22 protein-coding genes are annotated in these 23,976 nt (G+C 42.7%); 9 read left to right on the top strand and 13 right to left on the bottom strand.

Going from position 1 to position 23,976, the window contains the following annotated elements:
• Positions 1 to 34 precede the first annotated feature (34 nt).
• The 7 genes from VQ643_RS04845 to ccmI are packed head-to-tail and all read left to right on the top strand — an operon-like array spanning position 35 to position 5,712.
• Entirely contained in the window at positions 35 to 790 is a 756-nt protein-coding gene (locus VQ643_RS04845) for a heme ABC transporter permease (protein WP_414198168.1), read from the top strand.
• A complete protein-coding gene (gene ccmD / locus VQ643_RS04840) occupies positions 790 to 966 on the top strand; it encodes a heme exporter protein CcmD (protein WP_414198158.1) in 177 nt (58 codons plus the stop codon). Before VQ643_RS04845 ends, ccmD begins: the two co-directional genes overlap by 1 nt.
• Complete coding sequence (gene ccmE, locus VQ643_RS04835; protein WP_414198157.1) at positions 963 to 1,427, top strand: cytochrome c maturation protein CcmE; 465 nt, start codon at positions 963 to 965, stop codon at positions 1,425 to 1,427. The genes ccmD and ccmE overlap by 4 nt, the downstream gene beginning before the upstream one ends.
• Positions 1,424 to 3,430: a heme lyase CcmF/NrfE family subunit gene (locus VQ643_RS04830; protein WP_414198156.1), complete on the top strand. Its 2,007-nt coding sequence runs from the start codon at positions 1,424 to 1,426 to the stop codon at positions 3,428 to 3,430. Before ccmE ends, VQ643_RS04830 begins: the two co-directional genes overlap by 4 nt.
• Entirely contained in the window at positions 3,423 to 3,965 is a 543-nt protein-coding gene (locus tag VQ643_RS04825) for a DsbE family thiol:disulfide interchange protein (RefSeq protein ID WP_414198155.1), read from the top strand. Before VQ643_RS04830 ends, VQ643_RS04825 begins: the two co-directional genes overlap by 8 nt.
• A complete protein-coding gene (locus VQ643_RS04820; RefSeq protein ID WP_414198154.1) occupies positions 3,962 to 4,459 on the top strand; it encodes a cytochrome c-type biogenesis protein in 498 nt (165 codons plus the stop codon). Before VQ643_RS04825 ends, VQ643_RS04820 begins: the two co-directional genes overlap by 4 nt.
• Complete coding sequence (ccmI, locus tag VQ643_RS04815) at positions 4,456 to 5,712, top strand: c-type cytochrome biogenesis protein CcmI (RefSeq protein ID WP_414198153.1); 1,257 nt, start codon at positions 4,456 to 4,458, stop codon at positions 5,710 to 5,712. The genes VQ643_RS04820 and ccmI overlap by 4 nt, the downstream gene beginning before the upstream one ends.
• A gap of 61 nt (positions 5,713 to 5,773) precedes the next feature.
• Here ccmI and VQ643_RS04810 read toward each other — a convergent pair whose 3' ends face one another.
• From VQ643_RS04810 to VQ643_RS04800, 3 genes are read right to left on the bottom strand one after another with little or no spacing between them, the layout of a single operon-like run.
• Positions 5,774 to 7,183, bottom strand: coding sequence for an efflux transporter outer membrane subunit (locus tag VQ643_RS04810; RefSeq protein WP_414198152.1), 1,410 nt, complete (start codon positions 7,181 to 7,183; stop codon positions 5,774 to 5,776).
• Positions 7,183 to 10,323: an efflux RND transporter permease subunit gene (locus VQ643_RS04805; protein ID WP_414198151.1), complete on the bottom strand. Its 3,141-nt coding sequence runs from the start codon at positions 10,321 to 10,323 to the stop codon at positions 7,183 to 7,185. Before VQ643_RS04805 ends, VQ643_RS04810 begins: the two co-directional genes overlap by 1 nt.
• 11 nt (positions 10,324 to 10,334) lie before the next feature.
• Positions 10,335 to 11,468, bottom strand: a complete 1,134-nt coding sequence (locus VQ643_RS04800) for an efflux RND transporter periplasmic adaptor subunit (RefSeq protein ID WP_414198150.1) — start codon at positions 11,466 to 11,468, stop codon at positions 10,335 to 10,337.
• A gap of 247 nt (positions 11,469 to 11,715) precedes the next feature.
• Between VQ643_RS04800 and ybaK the strand changes: the two genes are divergently transcribed.
• Complete coding sequence (ybaK, locus tag VQ643_RS04795) at positions 11,716 to 12,186, top strand: Cys-tRNA(Pro) deacylase (RefSeq protein ID WP_414198149.1); 471 nt, start codon at positions 11,716 to 11,718, stop codon at positions 12,184 to 12,186.
• A gap of 7 nt (positions 12,187 to 12,193) precedes the next feature.
• Here ybaK and VQ643_RS04790 read toward each other — a convergent pair whose 3' ends face one another.
• Both VQ643_RS04790 and argF read right to left on the bottom strand, forming a co-directional pair.
• Positions 12,194 to 13,306: an ABC transporter ATP-binding protein gene (locus VQ643_RS04790; protein WP_414198148.1), complete on the bottom strand. Its 1,113-nt coding sequence runs from the start codon at positions 13,304 to 13,306 to the stop codon at positions 12,194 to 12,196.
• Between the two features lie 2 nt (positions 13,307 to 13,308).
• The gene (gene argF / locus VQ643_RS04785) at positions 13,309 to 14,223 is read right to left on the bottom strand and encodes an ornithine carbamoyltransferase (protein WP_414198147.1); all 915 of its coding nucleotides are present in this window, start codon (positions 14,221 to 14,223) and stop codon (positions 13,309 to 13,311) included.
• A 211-nt stretch (positions 14,224 to 14,434) separates the two neighbouring features.
• Between argF and grxD the strand changes: the two genes are divergently transcribed.
• Positions 14,435 to 14,776: a Grx4 family monothiol glutaredoxin gene (gene grxD, locus VQ643_RS04780; protein WP_414198146.1), complete on the top strand. Its 342-nt coding sequence runs from the start codon at positions 14,435 to 14,437 to the stop codon at positions 14,774 to 14,776.
• A gap of 71 nt (positions 14,777 to 14,847) precedes the next feature.
• On the opposite strand, the gene pyk is transcribed toward grxD, so the two are convergent.
• The 8 genes from pyk to VQ643_RS04740 all read right to left on the bottom strand — a co-directional run bounded on the left by pyk (position 14,848) and on the right by VQ643_RS04740 (position 23,925).
• Positions 14,848 to 16,299: a pyruvate kinase gene (gene pyk / locus VQ643_RS04775; RefSeq protein ID WP_414198145.1), complete on the bottom strand. Its 1,452-nt coding sequence runs from the start codon at positions 16,297 to 16,299 to the stop codon at positions 14,848 to 14,850.
• A 93-nt stretch (positions 16,300 to 16,392) separates the two neighbouring features.
• On the bottom strand, positions 16,393 to 17,301 hold the full coding sequence (locus tag VQ643_RS04770) for a universal stress protein (RefSeq protein WP_414198144.1): 909 nt from the start codon (positions 17,299 to 17,301) through the stop codon (positions 16,393 to 16,395).
• Between the two features lie 85 nt (positions 17,302 to 17,386).
• Positions 17,387 to 18,691 carry a DUF58 domain-containing protein gene (locus tag VQ643_RS04765; RefSeq protein WP_414198143.1) on the bottom strand — a complete coding sequence of 435 codons (1,305 nt, stop codon included), beginning with the start codon at positions 18,689 to 18,691 and terminating at the stop codon, positions 17,387 to 17,389.
• Positions 18,688 to 19,677, bottom strand: coding sequence for an AAA family ATPase (locus VQ643_RS04760; protein ID WP_414198142.1), 990 nt, complete (start codon positions 19,675 to 19,677; stop codon positions 18,688 to 18,690). The genes VQ643_RS04765 and VQ643_RS04760 overlap by 4 nt, the downstream gene beginning before the upstream one ends.
• A complete protein-coding gene (locus VQ643_RS04755; protein WP_414198141.1) occupies positions 19,674 to 20,789 on the bottom strand; it encodes a DUF4350 domain-containing protein in 1,116 nt (371 codons plus the stop codon). Before VQ643_RS04755 ends, VQ643_RS04760 begins: the two co-directional genes overlap by 4 nt.
• The gene (locus VQ643_RS04750) at positions 20,782 to 22,257 is read right to left on the bottom strand and encodes a hypothetical protein (RefSeq protein WP_414198140.1); all 1,476 of its coding nucleotides are present in this window, start codon (positions 22,255 to 22,257) and stop codon (positions 20,782 to 20,784) included. Before VQ643_RS04750 ends, VQ643_RS04755 begins: the two co-directional genes overlap by 8 nt.
• Positions 22,244 to 23,227: a stage II sporulation protein M gene (locus VQ643_RS04745; RefSeq protein ID WP_414198139.1), complete on the bottom strand. Its 984-nt coding sequence runs from the start codon at positions 23,225 to 23,227 to the stop codon at positions 22,244 to 22,246. The genes VQ643_RS04750 and VQ643_RS04745 overlap by 14 nt, the downstream gene beginning before the upstream one ends.
• Entirely contained in the window at positions 23,224 to 23,925 is a 702-nt protein-coding gene (locus tag VQ643_RS04740; protein WP_414198138.1) for an RDD family protein, read from the bottom strand. The genes VQ643_RS04745 and VQ643_RS04740 overlap by 4 nt, the downstream gene beginning before the upstream one ends.
• Between the last annotated feature and the right edge of the window lie 51 nt (positions 23,926 to 23,976).

Here is a 23,976-nt window from a genome sequence, read left to right as displayed (position 1 = left end):
CGCATTTCGTCGCCTTGTTTTTGTTGTGAGTAACCTGATGAATTGGACATGGTTTCATAAGCTCGGTTCGCCGAAATGGTTTTATCAAATAAGCGGACGCTTACTGCCTTGGTTTGCCGTAGCTGCCGCCATTTTTCTTACTGCTGGCACTGTGTGGGGCTTAGCTTTTGCGCCTGAAGATTATCAACAGGGCAATAGTTTTCGCATTATTTATATTCATGTACCTAGTGCAATTTTAGCCCAGTCAATTTATATCATGATGGCTATAGCTGGGGCTGTTGGCTTAATTTGGAAGATGAAAATTGCTGATGTTGCTATCCAGCAAGCAGCTTCATTTGGAGCGTGGATGACTTTTGTTGCGCTCTTAACAGGGGCTATCTGGGGCAAGCCTACCTGGGGCGCTTGGTGGGTATGGGATGCCCGTCTAACAGCCATGCTGATTTTATTATTTTTATATTTCGGAATTATTGCACTGGGTTATGCGATTACTAACCGTGAAAGTTCAGCTAAGGCATGTGCAGTATTAGCTATCGTTGGCGTAGTTAATATTCCCATAATTAAGTACTCCGTAGAATGGTGGAACACATTGCACCAGCCCGCCACATTTACAGTTACAGAAAAACCGGCAATGCCTATGGAAATGTGGTTGCCTTTATTGATTATGGTGCTTGGCTTTTATTGCTTTTTTACGGTAGTCCTGTTTATGCGTATGCGTTTAGAAATTTTACGCCGTGAACATCGTGCCAGTTGGGTAAAAGAAGAAATTACCCGGCAATTAGGGGGCAAATAATGTACTTCTCCTCGTTTTCAGATTTCTTAGCCATGGGTAACCATGGCTTTTATGTATGGCTTGCTTTTGGCATTACCTTTGCTGTGATGATCATCAATCTGCTGTTGCCAATTATTTCACGTGGTCAGTATTTGAAGAGCGCAGCGCGTCAGTTGCGTAGGGAGACTGTAAGGTGAATCCAGTTCGTAAAAAACGTCTAATTATTGTACTGGCTATTTTGTTGGGTGTAATCGCCACCGTCAGCATTGGATTAGTCGCTTTACAAGAAAACATTAATTTGTTCTACACTCCCGAGCAAATTGTTAAAGGCGAAGCACCTAAGAATATACGTATTCGTGCAGGGGGCTTAGTCAAAGTAGGTTCAGTTAAGCGCGAAGATGATTTAAATGTGCGTTTTGAAGTAACTGATGGCAAAGGTGATGTTGTTATCCGCTACAAAGGCATTTTGCCTGATTTATTCCGTGAAGGGCAGGGCATAGTAGCTTTAGGAGAATTACAAGAAGATGGCAGTTTACAAGCCAGCGAAGTACTAGCCAAGCATGATGAAAAATATATGCCACCTGAAGTAACTCATGCGTTAGAACAATCAGGCATGCTGGATCAACATAACGCTGCAACAGGGAAGGGTAAAAAATGATTTCAGATGCAGCTTTGTTTATTCCTGAGCTAGGTCAGCTAGGATTAATACTTGCATTATGTATTGCTATCTTTCAGAGCATTATTCCCTTAATTGGTGCATGGAAAAATGACCATCGCTGGATGAGTGTTGCTCAGCCAGCGGCTTGGGGGCAGTTTGTTTTCTTACTGTTTTCGTTTGGCTGCTTAACATGGTCCTTTATGGCGGATGACTTTTCCGTTGCCTATGTAGCACAGAACTCCAATAGCGCATTGCCGTGGTATTACAAGTTCAGTGCGGTTTGGGGGGCACATGAAGGTTCCTTATTATTATGGGCGCTGATTCTTTCAGGCTGGACCTTTGCAGTCGCTATTTTCTCTAAGCAGCTTCCAGAAGAAATGCTGGCGCGTGTACTCTCTATTATGGGGATGGTGAGCGTTGGTTTCTTATCTTTTTTAATTGTAACGTCCAATCCATTTTTACGTGTACTGCCTCAGGTTCCTTTAGATGGACGGGACCTTAATCCATTATTGCAAGATTTTGGCTTAATAGTGCATCCACCTATGCTGTATATGGGCTATGTAGGCTTCTCAGTAGCCTTTGCGTTTGCCATTGCCGCGTTATTAGGCGGTAAGTTAGACGCTGCTTGGGCTCGCTGGTCGCGTCCTTGGACATTAGTGGCTTGGGCATTTTTAGGCATAGGTATCGTTCTAGGCTCTTGGTGGGCATATTACGAACTCGGCTGGGGCGGCTGGTGGTTCTGGGATCCTGTGGAAAATGCCTCATTCTTACCTTGGTTGATAGGTACCGCATTGATTCACTCATTAGCGGTAACAGAAAAACGCGGTGTCTTTAAAAACTGGACTGTGTTGCTGGCAATCACAGCTTTCTCTCTCAGCTTATTAGGTACTTTCTTAGTACGTTCTGGCGTATTAACGTCAGTGCATGCTTTTGCGGCTGATCCTGAGCGTGGCGTGTTTATTCTAGTGTTCTTATTGCTGGTAGTTGGCGCTTCTTTACTGCTCTTTATGTTACGTGCCCCTGTTGTGAAAAGTCAGGTTGGCTTTGGTTTATGGTCGCGTGAAACCTTACTTCTGGTAAACAATATTTTGCTGGTTGTTGCAACAGCAATGATTTTGCTAGGCACTTTGTATCCTCTGATATTGGATGCTATTAACCAAACTAAACTATCAGTAGGGCCACCGTATTTTAATGCCTTGTTTTTACCATTAATGGCTATTCTAATGGTGGCAGTAGCCATTGGCGTGGTGACACGCTGGAAAGACACACCTGTTGCTTGGCTTGTGCAATTACTAGCACCTGTATTAGTGGTGAGTTTAGTATTGGCATTGCTAGGCGCTTTTGTTCTGAAAGATTTTAACTATGCTGTTTTAGCCGTTTACTTTTTAAGTGCTTGGATTATTTTCGGAATGATTCGGGATGTCTTAGATAAAACGCGCCACAAAGGTTTATTGAAAGGCATCACTTCACTTGGGCGTAGTTTTTGGGCTATGCATATTGCTCATGTGGGGTTAGCCATTTGCGGTATTGGCATGGTGCTGACAACACAATTTAGTGAAGAGCGCGATTTGCGCATGGATATTGGACAAAGCATAACAGTGCAAGACTTCCAATTTGTTTTTGAAGGCGCTAAACACAAGGAAGGACCAAACTATATTGCCGATAGAGGCACTATTCGTGTCATTAAAAATGGTAAAGAACTAACCACACTGCACCCTGAAAAACGCTTGTATGTAGTGCAGCAAATGCCAATGACAGAAGCTGGTATTTATGCAGGCTTTGTGCAGGATCTCTACGTTGCTTTAGGCGAGCCTTTGGATAACGGCGCTTGGGCTGTGCGCTTGCATGTTAAGCCTTTTGTACGCTGGATTTGGTTAGGTGGATTATTAACAGCCTTTGGCGGATTACTTGCAGCTTCTGACCGCCGTTATCGTATGAAGATTAAAACGAAAGTGCGTGATAGCTTAGGTTTAGCGGAGAAAGAAGAGGTTAAGCATGCCTAAAGGACGTATTGTTGGTGTAGTTGCAATTATTGCTGTTTTGGCAGGTTTTGCGTGGCTGGCCATTTTTGGCATGAATAACAGCACGACCAATTTGCCATCAGCGTTAATTGGTAAGCCGTTTCCTGAGTTTGATCTTACGGCTGTAGGCCAACCAAGTAAACGTATTACCAAAGAAGCTATTTTAGGTAAGCCAGCTGTAGTCAATGTGTGGGCTACTTGGTGTCGTGAATGCTTACACGAGTTACCCACTTTAAGCCGCTTATCTAAACAAGGTGTGCCTATCTATGGCGTCAATTATAAGGATTTAGATTCGGAGACTATTCAAAAGTGGATGACTGAATATGAGCATCCTTATGTGATTAATATTAGTGATCCCAAAGGCACCTTAAGCTTGGCTTTAGGCGTATATGGTGCACCAGAAACCTTCTTAATCGATAAAAAAGGCATTATTCGTTATAAGCTCATTGGCTTAATTACTGAAGAAAATTGGAGCACAGTGCTAGCGCCAATCTATCAGGAGTTATTAAACGAATGAATAGCTTATGGAAAGCCCTGATCTTAAATTTAGTTTTGTTTGGTAGTGCTTATGCCTCTATTGAAACCTATGAGTTTGAAAATGAAGCTGATCGCGCACGTTATAAAACTCTAACTGAAGAAATTCGTTGCCCTAAATGCCAAAACCAAAATATTGCAGACTCTAACGCACCCATTGCTGTTGATTTGCGAGCTGAGGTTTATCGCTTGGTAGAGGACGGGCAAAGTAACGATGAAATCGTTACTTATTTGGTAGATAGATATGGTGATTTTGTACGCTACCGCCCAGCGATTAATAAGCAAACCTATATTCTTTGGTACGGCCCAGCTGCTCTGCTCATTATTGGCTTTTTAACTATTGGCGTAGTGGTATGGCGGCGTAAACGCAACACTGCATTGTTATCAGCAGGGCAGAAAACTCAATTAACAGCTGAAGAGCAGGCGCGTTTAAACGCTTTGCTTGCTCAGCAAAATCAAGGCAAGAATGACTTATGATTGAATTTTGGTTATTAGCCAGTGTAATGCTTTTAATTGCACTTGGTATTGTCTTATTACCTGTTTTACGTGTGCGTAAATCACAGGCTGAAGAAGATCGAACAGCGCTCAATGTTGCTTCTTATCAGGAGCATTTAGCTGAGTTAGATGCTCAATTAAAAGCAGGATCCTTAACCCAAGAGCAATATCAAGCTAGTGCTACAGAAGCCTCACGTGAGTTATTAAATGAAACGCAAGCCGTAAAGAAAAGTGCTACTCCTTTAGGCATAGGTTTACCATTAGTATTGGCGTTGTTAGTGCCGATTTTAGCCTTAGGTTTTTATTATAAGTGGGGCGCACAAAAAGCAGTTGCCTTAACTCTTGAGTTTAAAGAACTAAACGACGATCAGACGCAAAGTATGGAACAGCGTATTGATCGTTTAGAGCGCTTAGTTGATGTACAGCCTTATCTATTGGAGGCTTGGTATAGCCTAGGACGTCTGTACCTGCAAAAAGGTGAGCTAGCAAAAGCCGCTAATGCATTTCAATATGTTTTAGATAATTTAGAAGAGCGCCCTGTAGATGTGCTGGTAGAGTGGGCGCAAGCTGAGTATTTTGCTAATGGCAAACAGTGGACTGCTAAATTACAGCAGGCTGCTGATGATGTTTTCAAGCAAGCACCTGATGACGCCAGTATGCTCGGATTAATAGGTATTGCAGCCTATGAAGTCGGTGACTTCCAAACAGCCATTGATGCCTGGACAGCTGTGATTAAAGGTTTGCCAGCCAATAGTAATGGTGTTGAAGATATTGCAATGGGAATTGAGCGTGCCAAACAAGCTTTGGCTGCAAATCCTATCATTGCAGAAGCCAAAGTAGGTACAGTGCTACCAAAATTGCCAGCAAAAAGCCCTGGCAGCAATCTTGCTAGTGAATTAGCAATACAGGTCAGCGTTGATCTTGCGCCAGAAATTAGAACGCAAGTAGAGGCGACAGATACCGTCTTTATTTTTGCCCGTGCGCAGACGGGGCCTCCTATGCCATTAGCAGCTAAGCGTGTAGCTGTGGCAGATTTACCTGCAAAGGTAAGCTTAACGGTTAGCGATGCAATGATGGCGAATATGACTATTGCGCAGTTTCCAGATTTAGAACTGCAAGCTCGCATTAGCCGTTCAGGAATAGCAACAGAAGGGCAATGGCAAAGCCTTGCTAAAGCTGCGAAGAATGATAGTAAGGAGCAGTTTACATTACTCATTGACCAGCCTATGCAGTAAGCATAAGCGAATAAAAAACCCAGCTATTGCTGGGTTTTTTAGTATTGAACAGCAGTAGTATTTATGGTGTTGCTGTATCTTCCATAAAGCCACCGCCAAGCGCTTTATATAGGTCAACCTGCGCTGTTAGTTGGCCTAAGCGTGTGGTGATATAGGCTTGCTGTGCTGAGAACAGTTGACGTTGAGCATCAAGCAAGGTTAAGCGGTTATCAATACCTTCGTTGTAGCGGCGATCTGCAAGGTTGTAGTACTCCTGAGTCGACTTAAGCAATGTTGCTTGAGCTTCTAATTGCGTCTGGAATGTATCACGTGCAATTAGCCCATCTTGTACTTCACGGAAAGCGTTTTGAATGCTGCGTTCATATTGAACAATATTGATATCTTTTTGGATTTTGCTGTATTCCAAATTACCTTTTAACTGACCCGCTGTAAAAATAGGCACACTAATACGTGGAGTAAATGCCCAAGTATCGCTACCTGACTTAAATAAACCAGACAGATCCGAACTGAGGCTACCCGCAGTGGCGGTTAAGCTAATGCTAGGGAAGAAAGCCGCACGGGCAGCACCAATATTAGCATTAGCTGCTTTGAGCATGTGCTCAGCTTGCATAATATCAGGGCGACGCTGTAACAAGTCAGCAGGAAGGCCAACAGGGATTTCTGCCAATGCATTATCGTTCATTTTTAGCAATGGAGTGATTGCGATATCGGTAGGGCTGCCTACCAATAGTTGCAATGCGTTATTGCTTTGTTTTACTAAACGCTGGTAAGTAGCAACGCTAACACGTGCGCTATCTAGTGCAGTTTGTGCTTGGCGCAGATCTAGAGATGAAGCTACGCCGGCATCATAGCTACGCTGTACTAGGTTTAAGCTTTGTTGATAGGTTTCAACAGTGCCCTCTGCAACTGTCAGCAAGTTCTGATTAGCTTGCAGGGTAAACCAAGCATTCGCTACTGCTGCTACTAAGCTAAGCTGAGCAGCACGCTGGGCCTGCTCAGTAGCAAAGTACTGTTCTAAAGCCTGATCTTTTAAACTAGTAATACGACCGAAAAGGTCCAGCTCCCAAGAAGTAATGCCTACTTGGGCATCAAACTGGCTATTAATACTACGGCCGCCACCCGTTGGGTTCATATTGGCAGGTATGCGTTGGCGTGAGCCACCGCCAGTTGCACCAATAGTAGGGAATAACTGGCTGCGTTGAATACGATATTGTGCCTCAAAGGCTTCAATATTTAGAGCCGCAATACGTAGATCTTTATTGTTAGTTAAAGCAGCTTGAATCACTGCTTGTAAACCAGGATCTAAGAAAAATTCGTCAATATAAGGTAGTGCTTTTTCACTGGTTTGAGAAGAAGCGTTAGCTTCTCCCCAGTTTTCGCTAACTGGCGCTTCTGGGCGCTGGTAGTTAGGCGCTAAAGAACAGCCAGTAAGTGTCAGCATTATTGCAAGAGAAAGAACTGACTTTTTCATTATTTAGCCTCGTTACCTTCTAATGTGTCTTGTTTATTCTTCTTTGGGTTAAAAATAACAGTCACTATATAGAAGAATAAAGGCACAAAGATAAAGGTTAAGAACATTGCAGAAACCATGCCGCCAATTACACCTGTACCAATGGCATGTTTACTACCAGCACCAGCACCTTGTGCAATAGCTAGTGGTACCACGCCTAAAATAAAGGCGAGAGAGGTCATGATGATTGGGCGGAAACGTAAGCGACAAGCTTCAATAGTTGCAGCTTTTAAGCTCATGCCGCCTTCATAAAGCGCTTTAGCAAACTCAACAATTAAGATGGCGTTACGCGCAGACAAACCAATGGTTACGAGTAGACCAATTTGGAAGTAAACGTCATTGTTTAGCCCGCGCATATAAGTGGCACCTAAAGCACCAATTACCCCTATAGGCACAATAAGCATTACTGCAAAAGGTACAGACCAACTTTCATAGAGTGCAGCTAGGCATAAGAATACAATTAAAATTGATAGAGCATAGAGCGCTGGTGCTTGGTCACCTGATAAACGCTCTTCATAGGAAAGGCCTGTCCATGCAGCATTAAAGCCTGGCAAGTCTTTCATAATTTCTTCAATTTTATTCATGGCATAACCCGTACTAAAGCCAGGAGCAGCTGCACCACTAATTTCTACTGCAGCAATGCCGTTATAACGGGCGAGCTTAGCTGGACCATAAACCCATTGTTTGTCAGCAAATGAGCTAAATGGCACCATTTTTCCTTCGCTGTTACGCACGAACCATTTATCAAGGTCCTCTGGAACCATGCGGTCTTCTTCACGTGACTGTACATAAACTTTCTTTACTCGACCGCGGTCAATAAAGTCGTTTACATAAGTACTACCCCAAGCCACACCTAGTGTTTGGTTTATATCGCTAAGGGAAAGACCTAAGGTACGTGCTTTTTCATCATCAATAATTAATTGAAGTTGAGGCTCATCTTGTTTTCCGTTTGGATAGACTTGGAACAAATTAGAGCCTGGAGCATTCGCTTTAGCCAATAGTTGACCCATTGCTTGAAGAAGAGCGTCATGGCCTTTACTACTACGGTCTTGTAAGTAGAAGTTAAAACCAGAGGCGTTACCTAGCTCCATTACAGCAGGAGGAACAATAGGCATTACCATTGCATCTAGAAAGTCTTCTTGTTTAAAGCGTTGGGCAGCGCGTTGCTGTAAGGCAAATACTTTTAGTTTCTCATCTTTACGTACATCCCATGGCTTTAGCATAACGAAAGCCATGGCCATGTTTTGCCCACGGCCTGAGAAGTTAAAGCCTGTTACAGTAAAGATAGATTCCACGACATCTTTTTCTTCTGTAAGGAAGTAATCACGCATGCCATGAACAACTTCGTTAGTACGTTCAAAGGTTGATCCAGGAGGCGTTTGCACTAGCATAAAGAGTACGCCTTGATCCTCTTCGGGTAAGAAGGATGTAGGGACCTTGGTGAACATATAACCTACTGCACCACAAATGATGGCGTATAGCACTAAGTAAGGGGCTTTCATTGCAATGATATGTGCAACGCCGCCTTCATACTTTTTGATCATTCCATCAAAGCTACGGTTGAACCAGCCAAAGAAACCACGTTTCTCACCATGACTGTGATTGGTTTTAAGCATGGTTGCGCATAGCGCTGGCGTGAAAATCAAGGCAACTAGTACAGATAGCACCATGGCCGAAATAATGGTAACCGAGAACTGCGCGTAGATTTGCCCTGTAGAACCTGGGAAGAAGGCCATTGGTAAGAATACGGCGGACAGAACCACACCAATACCAATAAGTGCACTTTGGATTTCTTCCATAGATTTCAAAGTCGCCTCAAGTGGTGGCAGTTTTTCTTCTGTCATCACCCGTTCTACGTTTTCCACCACCACAATGGCGTCATCCACCAGTAGTCCAATAGCCAAGACCATAGCAAACATGGTTAGCGTGTTAATGCTGTAGCCAAAGGCGGACAAAATCCCAAAGGTACCTAACAATACTACGGGCACTGCCAAAGCAGGGATTAAGGTAACGCGGAAGTTTTGTAGGAAGATAAACATAATGAAGAACACAAGAAGTGTTGCTTCAAAAATAGTCGTTACAACGCCATTAATAGAGGCAGAAATTACAGGTGTAGTATCGTATGGATAAACCACTTCTAACCCAGCAGGGAAGAAAGGTTTCATAGAGTCTAATAGCTCACGTACTTCACGAGCTGTATCTAGCGCGTTTGCACCTGTGGCAAGTTTTACTGCAATCCCTGTGGTGGGTTTACCATTAAACTCTGAGTTGAAGTTATAGGTTTCACCACCTAGCTCAACTTTAGCAACGTCTTTTAGGTGTACACGTGAACCGTCGGGTTTAACAATAAGAAGAATATCTTCAAATTGCTCAGGTGTTTGGTAACGTGTTTTACCAATAATAGTAGCGTTCAGTTGCTGTCCGCTAACTGCAGGTAAGGCACCTAGCTGGCCAGAGGATACCTGTACGTTCTGTGAACGGATGGCATTTACAACATCAACTGGGGTTAAGCTAAAGTTATTTAGCTTATTGGCATCTAGCCAAATGCGCATCGAGTATTGACCACCAAATACTTGGAAGTCACCCACACCAGGCGTACGTGATAAAGGATCTTGAATATTGGATACTACATAGTCTCCAATATCATACTTATCCATACTGCCATCAGTAGATACTAGACCAACAACCATTAAGAAGTTAGCTGTGGACTTAGTAACACGAATACCTTGTTGCTGCACTTCTTGAGGTAGCAAGGGCGTGGCTAATTGCAGCTTGTTTTGTACCTGTACTTGGGCAATATCTGGATCTGTACCTTGCTCAAAGCTAATAGAGATTTCTAAACTACCATCACTATTACTTTCAGAGGACATATACAATAAGCCGTCAATACCGTTCATTTGCTGTTCAATGACTTGAACCACAGTATCTTGTACGGTTTGCGCCGATGCACCTGGATATTGTGCAGAAATACTCACTGCAGGTGGTGCAATTGCAGGATATTGGTTAACAGGCAATTTTAAAATTGCTAGCCCACCCACCAACATGGTGATCAGTGCAAGCACCCATGCAAAAATGGGGCGATGAATAAAAAACTTAGACATTGACGTCTACCTTACTGAGCTGAAGGAGCTTGTGATGGAGCTTCTTGAGAGGCTTCGCTAGGATCTACGGTGATACCAGGCTGGATAAACTGTAGACCTTTGACAATAATGCGGTCACCAGCTTGCAAACCTGAAGTCACGTACCATTTATTACCCACAGTGCGTTCAGCCGTTAACACACGGGTTTCAACTACATTGTTAGCATTTACAACTTGAGCTAAGGCTTCGCCTTTAGGGCTACGAGTAATGCCTTGTTGTGGCGCTAAAATGGCTGTGCTATTGACGCCACTAACTAAGTTGGCACGCACAAACATACCTGGCAGCAAGTCTTTATTTGGGTTAGGGAATACTGCGCGTAAAGTAACGGTATTGGTGCTTTGATCAACGGTGACTTCTGAAAACTCAAGACGACCTGCTTGCTCATAGATACTGCCATCATCAAACTGTAGCTTAACTTGGGCTGCATTTTCGCCAGCGGATTCAATATAGCCATTAGCATAGTCACGCTTTAGACGCTGTAACTCGCTAACTGATTGGGTTACATCAACATAGATAGGGTCTAGTTGTTGAATGACAGCCAGTTCTTGAGGCTGACCATTAGTAAGCAAAGCGCCTTCAGTGAATGAGGAGCGACCAATGGTTCCTGAGATAGGCGCTAACACCTTGGTGTAGCGTAGATCAATTTTTGCTCGCTCATAAGCAGCTTCTGCCTGTAAGCGCGCAGCAACGGCATTGTCATAGTCTTGGCGGCTTACTGCTTTATCGGCTACTAATTTTTGGTAGCGATTAGCTAAAGCTCGGCTTGAAACTAAAGTGGCCTCTGCGCTTTTGAAGTTAGCTTGGTAAAGATCAGGGTCAATTTGATAAAGTTGATCGCCTTCTTTAACTTCACTACCTTCCACAAATAAGCGTTTTTGCAAAATACCTGAAACCTGCGGTCGTACTTCGGCTGTACGATAAGCAACAGTACGTCCTGGTAATTGAGAAGTTAATGTAAAAGGCTGAGCCTTTAAGGTTTCTACAATTACTTTCGGTGCTGCTTGAGGCGCCTGTTCTCCAGCGTCTTTTTCACCACAGCCTGCCAGCATGAGAGCAGCAGATAAACTAGACGCACCTACAAAGATACGTAAGAGAGAAGGTTTCATAACTCTATAATTCCTTTCTGTTTTGGCATAGAGCAGAGCAAACTGCGTTAGCAAGGCAAGTAGCTATCGGATGCAACCACTTTGAATGCAGTATAAACTTTAGTTGAGGGCACATAATATACATACATTGCTGTATGTTCGTAAATGAAAGCTTTTATGTACTTGTTTCAAAAAATGAAGTAAATAGCAAAGCTATGTAAAAAGAATCAAAATTGTTTCCAATTATAAAGTTAGGAGAGGGCATAAAGTGACTCCCGCAATCCAGAGTTTAAAAAAGGCTAAGGTTCAATTTACTGTACATAATTATGAGCATGATACACATGCGCCATCTTATGGTTTAGAAGCTTCAGAAAAACTTAATATTGAGCCTAGCAGAGTTTTTAAAACCTTACTGGCAGAAAGTGACAAAAATGAGATCGTAGTGGCTGTTGTACCTGTGATTGGTTCTTTAGATTTGAAAGCATTGGCACAAGTGGCAGGAGTGAAGAAAATGGAGATGGCCGACCCTGCTAAGGCGCAGCGCATCACAGGTTATCTTGTGGGGGGGATTAGTCCTCTTGGGCAGAAAAAACGTCTGCGAACCTTTATTGATGAGAGTGCAAAAAAATTTGCAAGTATATATGTCAGTGCAGGGCGAAGAGGGCTAGAAGTGGAATTAGCTGCTGAAGCCTTAGCAGCACAAACTAATGCAGTTTTTGCGGAGTTAGGGAAAGTTTAAACGAGCTTTATGTTAGCTCGCTATAACGGCGTAGTCCTTGTGCAGTTAAGTTGGTTTGCGATGGCACGCTGCCTTGTGCAGCAAATGCTACAAGGTGGTCTGCTTTTACCGCAATGCCAACCTGTTCATGCACGGCATGGTCAATATGGCTAGTAAAAATGCTTTCAATTTGTGTACCTGTAGCGAGCTGTAGGCGATAAAGAGTTGATGCGCCTAAAAATGTCTTACCCACAACTTCAGCTTTTAAAGTGCTATCAGGTGCATAAACAATATCGTCAGGACGGAGCAATACTTCAACTGCGCTACCTTGAGTCCAAGGATAAGCACGATCGCCACCAATGACGCCTAGCTCTGTCTGCACGCTATCATGCGTTAGCATTTGTCCGCGAATAAAGTATCCTTGACCAATAAAACTCGCCACAAAGGGCGTATTAGGTTCATGGTAAAGGTTGTAAGGAATGTCCCATTGCTCAAGTCTACCTTGATTGAAAACACCTACTTGGTCGCTTACAGCAAAAGCCTCTTCTTGGTCATGGGTAACAAGAATGCCGCTAGTTCCACGTTGCTTAAGAATTTCACGTACTTCAAGGCTTAAACTACGACGCAATTCTACGTCTAAATTAGAAAAAGGTTCATCTAATAAAAGTAGTTGAGGCTCAGGAGCTAACGCGCGGGCCAGAGAGACGCGTTGTTGTTGCCCGCCTGAAAGTTCGTGAGGGTAGCGATTTTTTAAGTGACTAAGCTTAATTAAGCTTAATAGCTCATCTACTTTTTGTTTGGCATTTATCTGCTTGCGTATACCGAAGGCAACGTTTTCAGCAACGGTTAAATGAGGGAAAAGGGCATAGTCTTGGAAAACCATACCAATTCGACGCTTTTCTGTAGCTAGGGTAAAACTCGCTTTGGAAATAACTTTTCCAGCCAAACTAATTTGGCCTTGAGAAATAGGTTCAAAACCAGCTATTGCACGTAATGTAGTAGTTTTACCACAGCCTGATGGACCTAGTAGACAACCAATATCGCCTTGGTTTAGATGTAGATTAAGTTTTTTGACAACCTGTTGATCATCATAACTACAGCTAACATCTTGTAGGTTCAGTAGCAGGCTGGAGTCTTGCATGTTTATTTAAGTCCCGGTGCAATTAATAGCTCAAGTAGTGCTTTTTGTGCGTGCAAGCGGTTTTCTGCTTGCGTCCATACGCCACTACGTGGGTCATCTAGTAAATCATGGCTAATTTCTTCGCCACGGTGGGCAGGTAAACAATGCAGAAAAAGCACTTCGTTATCAGCAAGATCTAGTAGTTCTGGGCTAACTTGATAGTTCTTAAATGCTAGCATACGTGCTTTAGCTTCTTCTTCTTGGCCCATGGAAGCCCAGACGTCTGTGTTAACAAGATGAGCACCTTTTACAGCCTCTTTAGGATCACGAATAATAACGGCATGTTTGCCCGCTTTTGCCATCAAGGTTGGATCAGGATCGAAACCTTCAGGGCAGGCAATATGCAAGGTGAAGTCATACTGCATAGCGGCTTCAATATACGAAGCGCACATATTATTGCCATCGCCAATCCAGACGACAGTTTTACCTTTTATGTTGCCGCGTAATTCGCGATAAGTCATCATATCTGCGAGCAATTGGCAAGGATGATGATCATCGGATAGGCCATTTATTACAGGTACTTTAGAATTAGCCGCAAAATCAGTTAGGGTAGCGTGCGCAAAGGTGCGGATCATAACGCCATCAATCATGCTTGACATAACAATGGCCGAATCACTAATAGGTTCGCCTCGACCTAACTGGGTGTCACGTGGTGAGAGGAATAATGCTTGCCCTCCGAGTTGGATCATACCGGCTTCGAAAGAAATACGAGTGCGTGTAGAGGATTTTTCAAAAATCATTCCAAGAACACGACCTTTGAGCGGTTCATGTGATGTGCCTTGTTGACGCAAAGTCTTAAGCTCTATGCCGCGTTGAATGAGCTGTTGTAGCTCCTCTTTAGAGCAATCAAATAGCGTTAGAAAGTGGCGTACGCTCATCACAAAAACCTTATTTTCTGAAGTGGGAACTAGAACTGTTAGTTAAGCCAGCTAACAGATGGCATGAAAGCGTTTGATCTTATAAGGAAATAGCCACTAGATGCAAATAGCTTGTTTATTTTTGCTAATCTGAGCGTTATGCTCAGCTTTAAGTTAGTATATTGACATAGCCATTATTGGCATTTTTTAAACCGATTTACCGAGGTGAGTTGTGGATATTATTGAAACCATCAAGCAGCAAATCGCTGAAAATACTATTTTGCTTTATATGAAAGGCTCTCCTAATGCACCTCAGTGTGGTTTTTCACAGCGTGCATCACAAGCATTAATGAGCTGTGGCGAGCGTTTTGCTTATGTTGATATTTTGCAAAATCCAGAAATTCGTGCCAATTTACCAGCCTATGCAAACTGGCCGACATTTCCACAATTATGGGTTAATGGTGAACTCGTAGGTGGCTGCGATATCATTCTTGAAATGTACGAAAATGGCGAACTACAGACATTGGTTAAAGAAGCTGCCGCTGCTGCTGAAGCCAAAGCTGATGATGAATAATTAACTATACTGGTAGGTTAATAAAAAGGCGCTCAGTTCATTTGAGCGCCTTTTTGTGTTGCGTTAACTACTTATTGGTGATGATCGCCAACGCGTAGTAATTTCATGCTGTTAGTACCACCAACAGTATGGTAGCTATCACCTTTGGTGAGAATAACCCAGTCACCTTCAGTTACCACATTACGTTTTACTAGCTCATCAACTGCTGCTTGGCTAACCTGATCAACAGGGTAGTCGCTTGGGTCAAATGGAATAGTATAAACGCCACGAAATAACGCAACACGCGCTTGTGTTTCACGTGATGGTGCAAAGGCATAAATGGGCATAGATGAACGAATGCGTGACATCACTAAGGGGGTGTAGCCACTTTCAGTTAATGAAATAATGGCTTTAATACCTGGGAAGTGGTTAGCTGTATACATGGCAGCCATGGCAATGCTTTCATCCCAGCGTTCAAACTGCTGGCCTAGGCGGTGCATTGAGCGGCGCATAATAGGATTTTTTTCGGCACCCAAACAAACGCGATCCATAGCCTTTACCGCTTCTACAGGATAAGAGCCTGCGGCTGTTTCCGCTGAAAGCATTACTGCGTCCGTATAGTCAAGTGCTGCGTTAGCTACGTCAGATACTTCAGCACGTGTTGGCATAGGGTTGTGGATCATAGATTCCATCATTTGCGTTGCTGTGATTACCGCTTTATTGCGGTGACGTGCGGCTGCAATGATTTTCTTTTGAATACCTACAAGTTCGGCATCGCCAATTTCAACAGCAAGATCACCTCGGGCAACCATGACGGCATCGCTCGCGTCAATCAGGCTATGTAATGTATCGTCATCCATTACTGCTTCGGCGCGTTCAATTTTTGACACTAACCAGGCTGTAGAACCCGCTTCATCACGTAAACGGCGAGCCAGATTCATATCTGCAGCGTCACGTGGGAATGAAACAGCTAAGTAATCAAGGTTGAGTTCGGCAGCAAGGCGGATATCTTGTTTGTCTTTATCTGTCAGTGCAGGTGCTGTTAAGCCACCGCCACGGCGATTAATGCCTTTATGGTCAGATAGTGGGCCGCCAACTAAAACACGGCAATGCAGTGAGTCAGCAGAAACTGATTCAACACGCATTTGGATAAGACCGTCATCTAGTAGTAATTCATCGCCTACTTTGCAATCAGTAACGAGATCAGGATAGTCAATGCAAACAATATCCTGATTACCTTGATCTTTAGGATGGGTAGTGGAGAAGGTAAAGTTATCGCCTTCTTTAAGTTGAATACGTTTGTTTGCAAAACGTGCAATACGGATTTTAGGGCCCTGTAGGTCACCTAATAAAGCAACATAACGGCCATGTTTGGCTGCAATACTACGGATTAACTCAGCACGTTCGCGGTGCTCGGCAGGCGTGCCATGAGAAAAGTTCAAACGAGCAACATTAAGGCCGGCAAGAATAAGTTGCTCTAGAACTTCAGGAGAACTACTGGCGGGGCCAATAGTGGCGACAATTTTGGTACGACGCAATGACATGCAATAGCTCCTTTAACTAAGTATTGCTAAGGCTACTACGCTAATGTTACGTAGTCACTGCAAAGCAGTGACTACATGTAAAAAAATAAAAAATTAGCGAGGACGCGCAACTAATAAGTCACAGTCAGTGGATTCAAGAATACGTTCAGCAGTATAACCAATCAAATGAGCTTCAAAGTTACTGCGAGAAACAGCCCCCATAATTAACAGGTCAGTGTTATGTTCTTTTGCAAAGGTAGGGATGATATCTTCTGCAAAGCCTTGTAGTAGATGCCTTTGCTCTTTAGCAACATTAAACTCGTCCATAATTTGATTAAAGCACTCAGCATGGTATTGAGCGTTGCGATTAACATGCTCATCATAAGTGGCTACTAAATCAGCATCAAATAACATGGCACGGGAGATAGGTGCGTAAGTATGCACAAAGTCTGTCGCCATACCATAGCAGTTTTCCAGTGATTGACTTAGCTTTATCAACGCATGGTCTAGTTTCGCTTTGATATCAGTTTGGTGGACTGGATCAATTGCAGTGCAGATTTTTTTACCTTTCCAGTCGTGATCCTCGCGTACCAGCCATAAAGGTACAGGGCACTGGCGAATAAGCTGCCATGAAATGTTACTCATGAACATGCGTTGAAATACGCTATGGCTATGGCCTTCACGAAAGACGATATCAGGTTTTACTTCTTCAATACGTTGCAAGATACCTTTCGAAACCGGTTTACCCCAACGTGCTTCACAAGTGACGCTAAAGCCTTGTTCGCGTAAGGGCTGAGCAAGTTCTTCAAGCCATTTTTTGCGGTTGGTTACAAGAGATGTGCGAGCACGCTCTTGGGCTGGCCCGTCAAAGAAAAAACCACCATCTAAGGCTGAGTTATGTTCGCAAACAAATAACTCAAGGGCGGCGTTATGTTGCTTGGCTACCCAAATAGCTCGTTCTAAGGCAGGCTGTTTGTTTTCGTTAGTAGGATCAATAACCACAAGTAACTGACGTAAATCCATCTTTGCACTCCTTATGCATAGGGCTAAGTCAAGCCGTTTAATGGTTGCATTTATAGTTTACGACTTTATAGATAGAGAGTAAAAGTTAATTCAGTCCTGCTTTTTTCATAGCTAAATATTCAGATATAAGCTCAGGGCCAAGCTGGTTAGGCCGTACATCTAATAGGTGTACACCTTGTTGTTCAATACTTTGTTGAATTTCTGAGCGTTTATTTAAAAAATCAATGGTTCCAGCATAAAGGTTAGCTTGATCTAAAGTTGTTACGGGCTCTGCACTGGCTTTATCTAAAATATTTTCTCGTAAATTAACAAATAACACAGGATGGCGTCTTCGCACACGCTTGAGTGTAGTACTCAGTAGTTGTTGGTCCGCCGAGCGCATATTGGTGAGTACTATAACTAAGCAGCGGCGTTGCTGATGACTTAATAACGTTTCTAAAGCGGCATTATAGTCAGCTGTTTGTAAGCTGGTTTCTAAGTCATACAGGGCGTTCAGTAAAGCTGTTAATTGGCTTGATCCTTTTTTAGGGATTACGCGACGAGGCTCACCAGCAAATGTTTGTAGCCCGACCGCATCACCTTGGCGTAACGCAACATAACTAAGCAATAAACAGGCATTTAAGGCATGATCAAAATGGGATAAGTCGCCATCTTTGCTACGCATAGTACGCCCGCAATCTAGTAAAAAGATCACTTGCTGGTCGCGTTCTTCTTGTAACTCTTTAGTGATAGGTTGCTGTTTTCGCGCAGTAGCATTCCAGTCAATCATCCGTAAGGTATCGCCTTCACGAAACTCACGTAGTTGGTGAAAGTCTGAACCTGCCCCACGACGAGGTTGATTGCGTACACCTAATTGGTTAAGCCAAGAATCTAAGGTTAGTTTGCCGTTAAAGAGACGGGTGAAGTCAGGATACACACGTAGCTCACTTTTGCAGGGCGCCAGATATTTTTGATGCCATAAGCCTAAGCGGCTCAGCCAGCGCAATTCGCAGTAGTTAAAATGATAATGACCTCGTTGCAGTGGACGCAGACGATAGGTAATTTGAGTGTCAAATCCCTGTTCAATTTGTATCATCTGATCTAAAAACTGGCTTTGCATACCTTCTGGAATGTGGTCGTAAACCTGAAGTTTATGATAGAACTTAGCATCTGCTTGGATCGTCAAATGCACATCACTCCAATGAGCGATAGAGCTTTGTAAACTAAGCTGGCGAGTTACTTGGGGGAGCGGCCTATTAAGCAAATTACGCTGATCAATAAACGCTATTATGGCCAGTGCTAATAATGCAAGCCATAACACCCAGCCGAAAGGTTTATAGGCAAGGTCAATCGCCAATGCCAACAGCACTAAAACGCCTGTTGCAAATATTAATCGCCAAGAAGGAATCATAAGCGGGGCGCGTTTACGCGATCTAAAATTTGAGTTAATACGTGCTCGCAGCTAATGCCTTCTAACTCAAGCTCAGCGGCTAGACGTATGCGATGGCGTAACACAGGTGCTACACAGGTTTTGATATCGTCAGGGGTTACAAAACTGCCACCACGCAATAAGGTATGGGCGCGCGCGCAGCGTACTAAGTCAATAGAAGCACGAGGGCCCGCGCCAACGCTAATACCTTGCCATGCTCGTGTTTGACGTACGATTTCAATAGCGTAGTTTACTAACTGTTTATCAATAGTAATGCGGCTAGTGATATGTTGTAGTGCCATGATTTCTACAGCTTTCAGTAGTGGCTTAATTTTTTGCACTTCTAGCATATCTGCACGGAATGAGCGGGTAACTTGTTCTACTAAGTTTACCTCTGCGTCTTGGCTTGGATAGTCCATTAATACTTTGAGCATAAAACGGTCAAGCTGGGCTTCAGGAAGTGGATAGGTTCCTTCTTGCTCAATAGGGTTTTGTGTCGCTAGCACTAAGAAGGGTTTAGGTACAGCCAGTGCACGTCCCTCCATGGATACTTGCTGTTCTTGCATGACTTCTAATAAGGCTGCTTGTGTTTTAGCCGGCGCACGGTTGATTTCATCTGCGAGTAAAAGATTGGTAAAAACAGGGCCACGGCGTAGTTTAAACTGCTGTGTTTGCAAGTCATAAATAACGTGCCCAGTAACATCGCTTGGCATTAGGTCGGGTGTGAATTGAACACGATTAAACTGGCCGCTAAAGCTTTGCGCTAAAGCGCGTACTAATAGCGTTTTACCTAAACCTGGAACGCCTTCTAATAATACGTGGCCACCAGCTAATAAGGCACATAAAACTTGCTCAATAACAGTGTTTTGCCCAATGACTATAGATTTAAGCTGAGCTTGCACCTGTTGAATGAGTTGCGTTGCTTTTTCAATATTTAAATTTGGCTTCTCTGCCTGCATATCACTCATAAGGCATTCCTTAAGGTTTGTAATTGGTTGATATAAGACTCATAGTTCTTAATATTGCTAGCTGTAGGAGGCTGCATAAGTTGTATAATCTGTTGTTCTGGTAGGCGCGTTAGCTTTGACAAAACCTTCCAGCGCTGTTCAGGCTCAAGTAACTTAAAGCCTGTATGGCGTGTGCTAGCAAGGCGCAAAATATCATTCTGTAATTGAATAATCACATTTGACTGGTTGAAATAGCGTAATTGGAAATTACTGCTAGCAGTTAAATGCTCTGCTAGTTGGCGCCTAGGTTTATCTGGCGATGCCAGTAGTGGGCCTAAACGCGTTCCTAAACGCCAACCTAGTAGTGCTAAGAATACTACAGCGGCTAATAAGGTGTAGGGGAAGTGTTTGAGTGCTTTTACCAATAAAGAAGGTGAAACTTCTTTGCGAGGGCTTTTCTGGTGATTCCTCCATAGCAGCACTTCACTATCTTGTGTCAAATACCACACTAACCAAGCATTATCATTTTCCTCGATTTGCAGGTTAGTCCAGATGTCATTATCAGACAGTACGGTGACCATGCCTTTATCAAGCATCATCTGTAACATGTGGGTGTTGGAGCTACTATTAGCCCAAGCAAAGGCTAAATTTTTACTGTCGTTTAAGTGATAAACAGGATCAAAGCTAAGATAAGCCGGTGACTGCTCATTTTGTAAATACAGGCGTGTGAGTTGGTCTGTGGCTTTTTTCTCTTTTTGCCTAGAAATAGTTATGCCTAGCTTAGCCAGTGTAAGATCATCCTCATTGGCGGGTAGAATGAGGTGCCCACCTGCTTTTACCCAGTTTAATAGTGGCTCGATATCTTCATTATGCCGCGCACTTTCTCCTGAGAGTAAAATAAGCGTTTTATTTTGATTTTCTTTATTGTAAATGCTGCTGGCGCGTGTGATTTTTTTATATTTCACATTGATTGCAGACAAATAATGTTCTAAAGCTAAAAACCTATTTGTTTTAGCTTCAAACGAATAACCTAGATCTATTTGCTTTTCGGTGTATTCACGATTGAACAAAAATAAAATAAGGAGTGCTATGGCTGTAATAAATATAATTGGTATCAGGTGGTGTTTATTCATTGCTCATCACCTGCACGTTTTTAGTATCATTCCAGCGAGCACATAGCTCGTTAAATACTTGTTGGTCAGGCTGTTTATGACCCCAAGCAACATCAATCCATTGGTTAGTGATTTTTTTAGAAAAAGTATAAAGAGCCTGATTACCAAAAGGGACTAAGCGTAAGATTTCCATTTCTGTATTAGAGCTTTTTAGTGGCAAACGGTGCTCATCTAGTAACCGTAATAAAAAGCCGCGGTATAGAAGACTTAATGCTTGACGAGGTGACTGGGCCCAAAGTTGACGCGCCTGCTCAATAATGTCTTTGGGTAGGTTGTCTGTGGACATATCTAGCCCAAGAATTTGTTGCGGTCGGGTAATAGCTTTAGGGGGTTGATCAAAAGAGGGGGCTTTAAGACTAAAACGCTGAATGCTATCGCGGTAATACCAGAGAATAAAGATCACAATAAGCGCAATAAAGAGCCAAATAAACACGTTAGGAATAGCCGATAGGAAACTGAAGTTGCCGTTATTCTTATACTCTCTAACAGTAGTAATGTTTTTAAAAGGTGGGTTGTTTTTTATTTCTTTAATTTTTTGCTGTGAATCTTCTGTAGTCAGCATTTGCTTAAGCATGCGCGGTTGTTCTACAGGCAGCTCCTCTACAGAAGAAGAGGTAGCAAAGCTATTATCAGCAGTAGTTACGCCCATAAAAACTATAAACAGAAAACAGCCAAGTGTCTTGCTAATGCGCTGTGCCAGCTGCTTAAAGGAAATTTCAATATCCCATGCTTCAAGGTTGCTACGTTGATTTAAATAAAGCGTGAATCCGCATGCAATATAAATAGGTTCAATAAATGCCACAATAATATAGTAAAAAATAATAGATAGGCCTTGATAGACTTTTGTATTGTCAACACCTAAATAGTTATTGATAAAGTTAGATAATATGTCTGCGCTACCTGCTAATTGAAATAATAATGAAAAAAAGCCTGCGAGCAGAATTAGCTCTATCAGCCCTAAACAGCAAGTCAGTAAGTTGGGTGCTGTTTTATTTTGAAAAGACAGTACTTTTAATCTGGTGGCTTGATTCTTACCTGTTAGTTGCTCAAGCTGTAAAACAGGCAAGGTGAAACTGCGATTGCAAAATAGCCGTTGCCAAGTCATACAGGCTAGCCATTCTTTTTTCATTAAGCGAGGGGCTAGTTTAATAGTTTCTTTAATATTTGGTTTTTCCGCAAATATAGCCAAAGATAGGTAGTGCAAGAGCGCTCGGCCTAATAAAGGTTTTACTAACCAGAAAATAGTTAAACCTAATAGTGGGTTAGACCAACTAAATAACAACATAATAACTAAGAAGACAGGAAAGCTAATGCCTAACCAAATAAGCGTTAGAGGGCGTCTGTAGTGTTGTGCTAAGTTAATGCCAAGATCCACAGCTTCTAATGGCTGGCGGGGACGTATGGCTAACTGTATCTTATTTAACTTCATGGGAACGCCCCGCGAAAATAAAATACCAAATAACCAGTGCCCATAGTATTGCGCCCACTGAATACTTAATGCTAGCAGGTAGCCCATTCAAGCCAATGGATGACCAATAGGCTTCAATAACAGCAGCAATAAAAAGGAAGAATGTGGCGCCCCACATTAAAGGAATGCTGTTTTTAGCTTGAATTTTTAATGCACTTACACGGGAATAGCCGCGAGGATGAATAATTGCCCAGCCTAGTTTAAAGCCAGCGGCACCTGCTATAACAATGGCATTTAACTCAAATGGACTGTGGGCGATCACAAAGGTCCAAAAAGGTGTGGCAGTATCATAGAGAGAGAGATAGCCCGCAGTTGTACCAATACTAAGGCCATTAGTGAGTAAAATTAATAAGCTACCAGCGCCAAAAAATAGGCCCATAGCAAAGGTCACAAAACCAATGCCAATATTATTAAAGATATAAAAGCCAAACATCATGAAGTTAGTGTCATGCTCACGCATAGCACCTTTCCCAAGTGTTGAAGAATCTGGGCTGTACATTTGTCGATATTGCTCAAGCTCACTCGCAGATTGAATTTTTAATGCAATGTCAGGGTCCATCATGACTAGAAACATCATTAAGAAAAAACTGCCATAAAAAATTAAACCAGCCCAAAAAATAGCCTTCCATTCTCTACGGAAACTTTGTGGAAAACCAAAAGCAATAAAGTCTAAACTACGTTTAAAAGCATTAGTTTTACGCTGATAGACAAACTGATGACCTTGAGTGGCGAGGTCCTGTAAATAGCTAATTAAAGCAATACTGTAATTGCGTTCTTTAGCCATGGCTAAGTGCGAGCAAATTTCAGTGTACTTGTCGATAAATCGAGGATCAATGGCAACAGATTGCTTTTTCTTATTTAACGCATCTAATTGCAATGAGTACTGATGCCATTGCAGCTGATAACGTTCCGTAAACTGGCTTTGTTTCATGACTGTCCCTGCATATAACGCGCCATGCCTAGTACTTTAATAATAGTTTGGTCATCAGGGCAGTTGAAGTAGTCCGAAAAGTTGCTCGCCAGCTCTACTTGGCGCTCAAATGAAAAATCATTAATACGGTGAGCAAAAGATAAAATAGCTTGCTGCTCACTTGGTGTTAGGCTGACAGGTGGTTTAATAGGCTCAACTTGCGGAATAACATGAGGTATTACGGCAGGCGTTATGTGGACAACTATAGTTCCAGCGGCAAGATCACCTAGGCGTTGAAAGTTTTTATTTGAAAGCAGACTAATAGTTCCTAATGCATAACCAAAAGGCAGCATGTCAACGGCTCGTAAGAGCGTGCGGATAAATGAGCTGCTCCATGTAACATTGGTGCCGTCATCGTGGATAACACGAATTTTATTAAAGCGCTTGCCGGGTGTTTGGCCTTTGCTGAGTACTTCAAAAAGGACCATATAAAACCATGACATTAAAAAATAAAGAATAAGAAGAAAACCTTCGCTAAATTTTGAAAAAGAGCTAAACATAAAAAAAATAATAAAAGGTATGCAGCGAAAGACGGTATCAATCGCAAAAGCATTCATGCGCGGCAATAAGCCAGCCAGCTGAAAGGTAAGATCGACCCCTTCAGGCGTTTCTATAGTGATTTGATTATCAATAAGTGCAGGCTGAGAATGTCTAGACATTATTATACTAATCTATCCTCTGAGGTGTTTAATTCCTTATAAGCAAGCTAA

The sequence above is a fragment of the Pseudomonas sp. F1_0610 genome (assembly GCF_047470865.1).
In the GTDB taxonomy this organism is placed as follows: Bacteria; Pseudomonadota; Gammaproteobacteria; order Pseudomonadales; family Pseudomonadaceae; genus JAZDRH01.
This window is presented reverse-complemented; position numbering and strand designations above follow the sequence as displayed.

Bases quoted from the DNA above. Each gene is read 5' to 3' on its own strand.
- ccmD (WP_414198158.1), top strand. From the start codon at position 790: ATGTACTTCTCCTCGTTTTCAGATTTCTTAGCCATGGGTAACCATGGC.
- VQ643_RS04830 (WP_414198156.1), top strand. From the start codon at position 1,424: ATGATTTCAGATGCAGCTTTGTTTATTCCTGAGCTAGGTCAGCTAGGA.
- VQ643_RS04825 (WP_414198155.1), top strand. From the start codon at position 3,423: ATGCCTAAAGGACGTATTGTTGGTGTAGTTGCAATTATTGCTGTTTTG.
- VQ643_RS04820 (WP_414198154.1), top strand. From the start codon at position 3,962: ATGAATAGCTTATGGAAAGCCCTGATCTTAAATTTAGTTTTGTTTGGT.
- ccmI (WP_414198153.1), top strand. From the start codon at position 4,456: ATGATTGAATTTTGGTTATTAGCCAGTGTAATGCTTTTAATTGCACTT.
- VQ643_RS04810 (WP_414198152.1), bottom strand. From the start codon at position 7,183: ATGAAAAAGTCAGTTCTTTCTCTTGCAATAATGCTGACACTTACTGGC.
- VQ643_RS04805 (WP_414198151.1), bottom strand. From the start codon at position 10,323: ATGTCTAAGTTTTTTATTCATCGCCCCATTTTTGCATGGGTGCTTGCA.
- VQ643_RS04800 (WP_414198150.1), bottom strand. From the start codon at position 11,468: ATGAAACCTTCTCTCTTACGTATCTTTGTAGGTGCGTCTAGTTTATCT.
- VQ643_RS04790 (WP_414198148.1), bottom strand. From the start codon at position 13,306: ATGCAAGACTCCAGCCTGCTACTGAACCTACAAGATGTTAGCTGTAGT.
- argF (WP_414198147.1), bottom strand. From the start codon at position 14,223: ATGAGCGTACGCCACTTTCTAACGCTATTTGATTGCTCTAAAGAGGAG.
- pyk (WP_414198145.1), bottom strand. From the start codon at position 16,299: ATGTCATTGCGTCGTACCAAAATTGTCGCCACTATTGGCCCCGCCAGT.
- VQ643_RS04770 (WP_414198144.1), bottom strand. From the start codon at position 17,301: ATGGATTTACGTCAGTTACTTGTGGTTATTGATCCTACTAACGAAAAC.
- VQ643_RS04765 (WP_414198143.1), bottom strand. From the start codon at position 18,691: ATGATTCCTTCTTGGCGATTAATATTTGCAACAGGCGTTTTAGTGCTG.
- VQ643_RS04760 (WP_414198142.1), bottom strand. From the start codon at position 19,677: ATGAGTGATATGCAGGCAGAGAAGCCAAATTTAAATATTGAAAAAGCA.
- VQ643_RS04755 (WP_414198141.1), bottom strand. From the start codon at position 20,789: ATGAATAAACACCACCTGATACCAATTATATTTATTACAGCCATAGCA.
- VQ643_RS04750 (WP_414198140.1), bottom strand. From the start codon at position 22,257: ATGAAGTTAAATAAGATACAGTTAGCCATACGTCCCCGCCAGCCATTA.
- VQ643_RS04745 (WP_414198139.1), bottom strand. From the start codon at position 23,227: ATGAAACAAAGCCAGTTTACGGAACGTTATCAGCTGCAATGGCATCAG.
- VQ643_RS04740 (WP_414198138.1), bottom strand. From the start codon at position 23,925: ATGTCTAGACATTCTCAGCCTGCACTTATTGATAATCAAATCACTATA.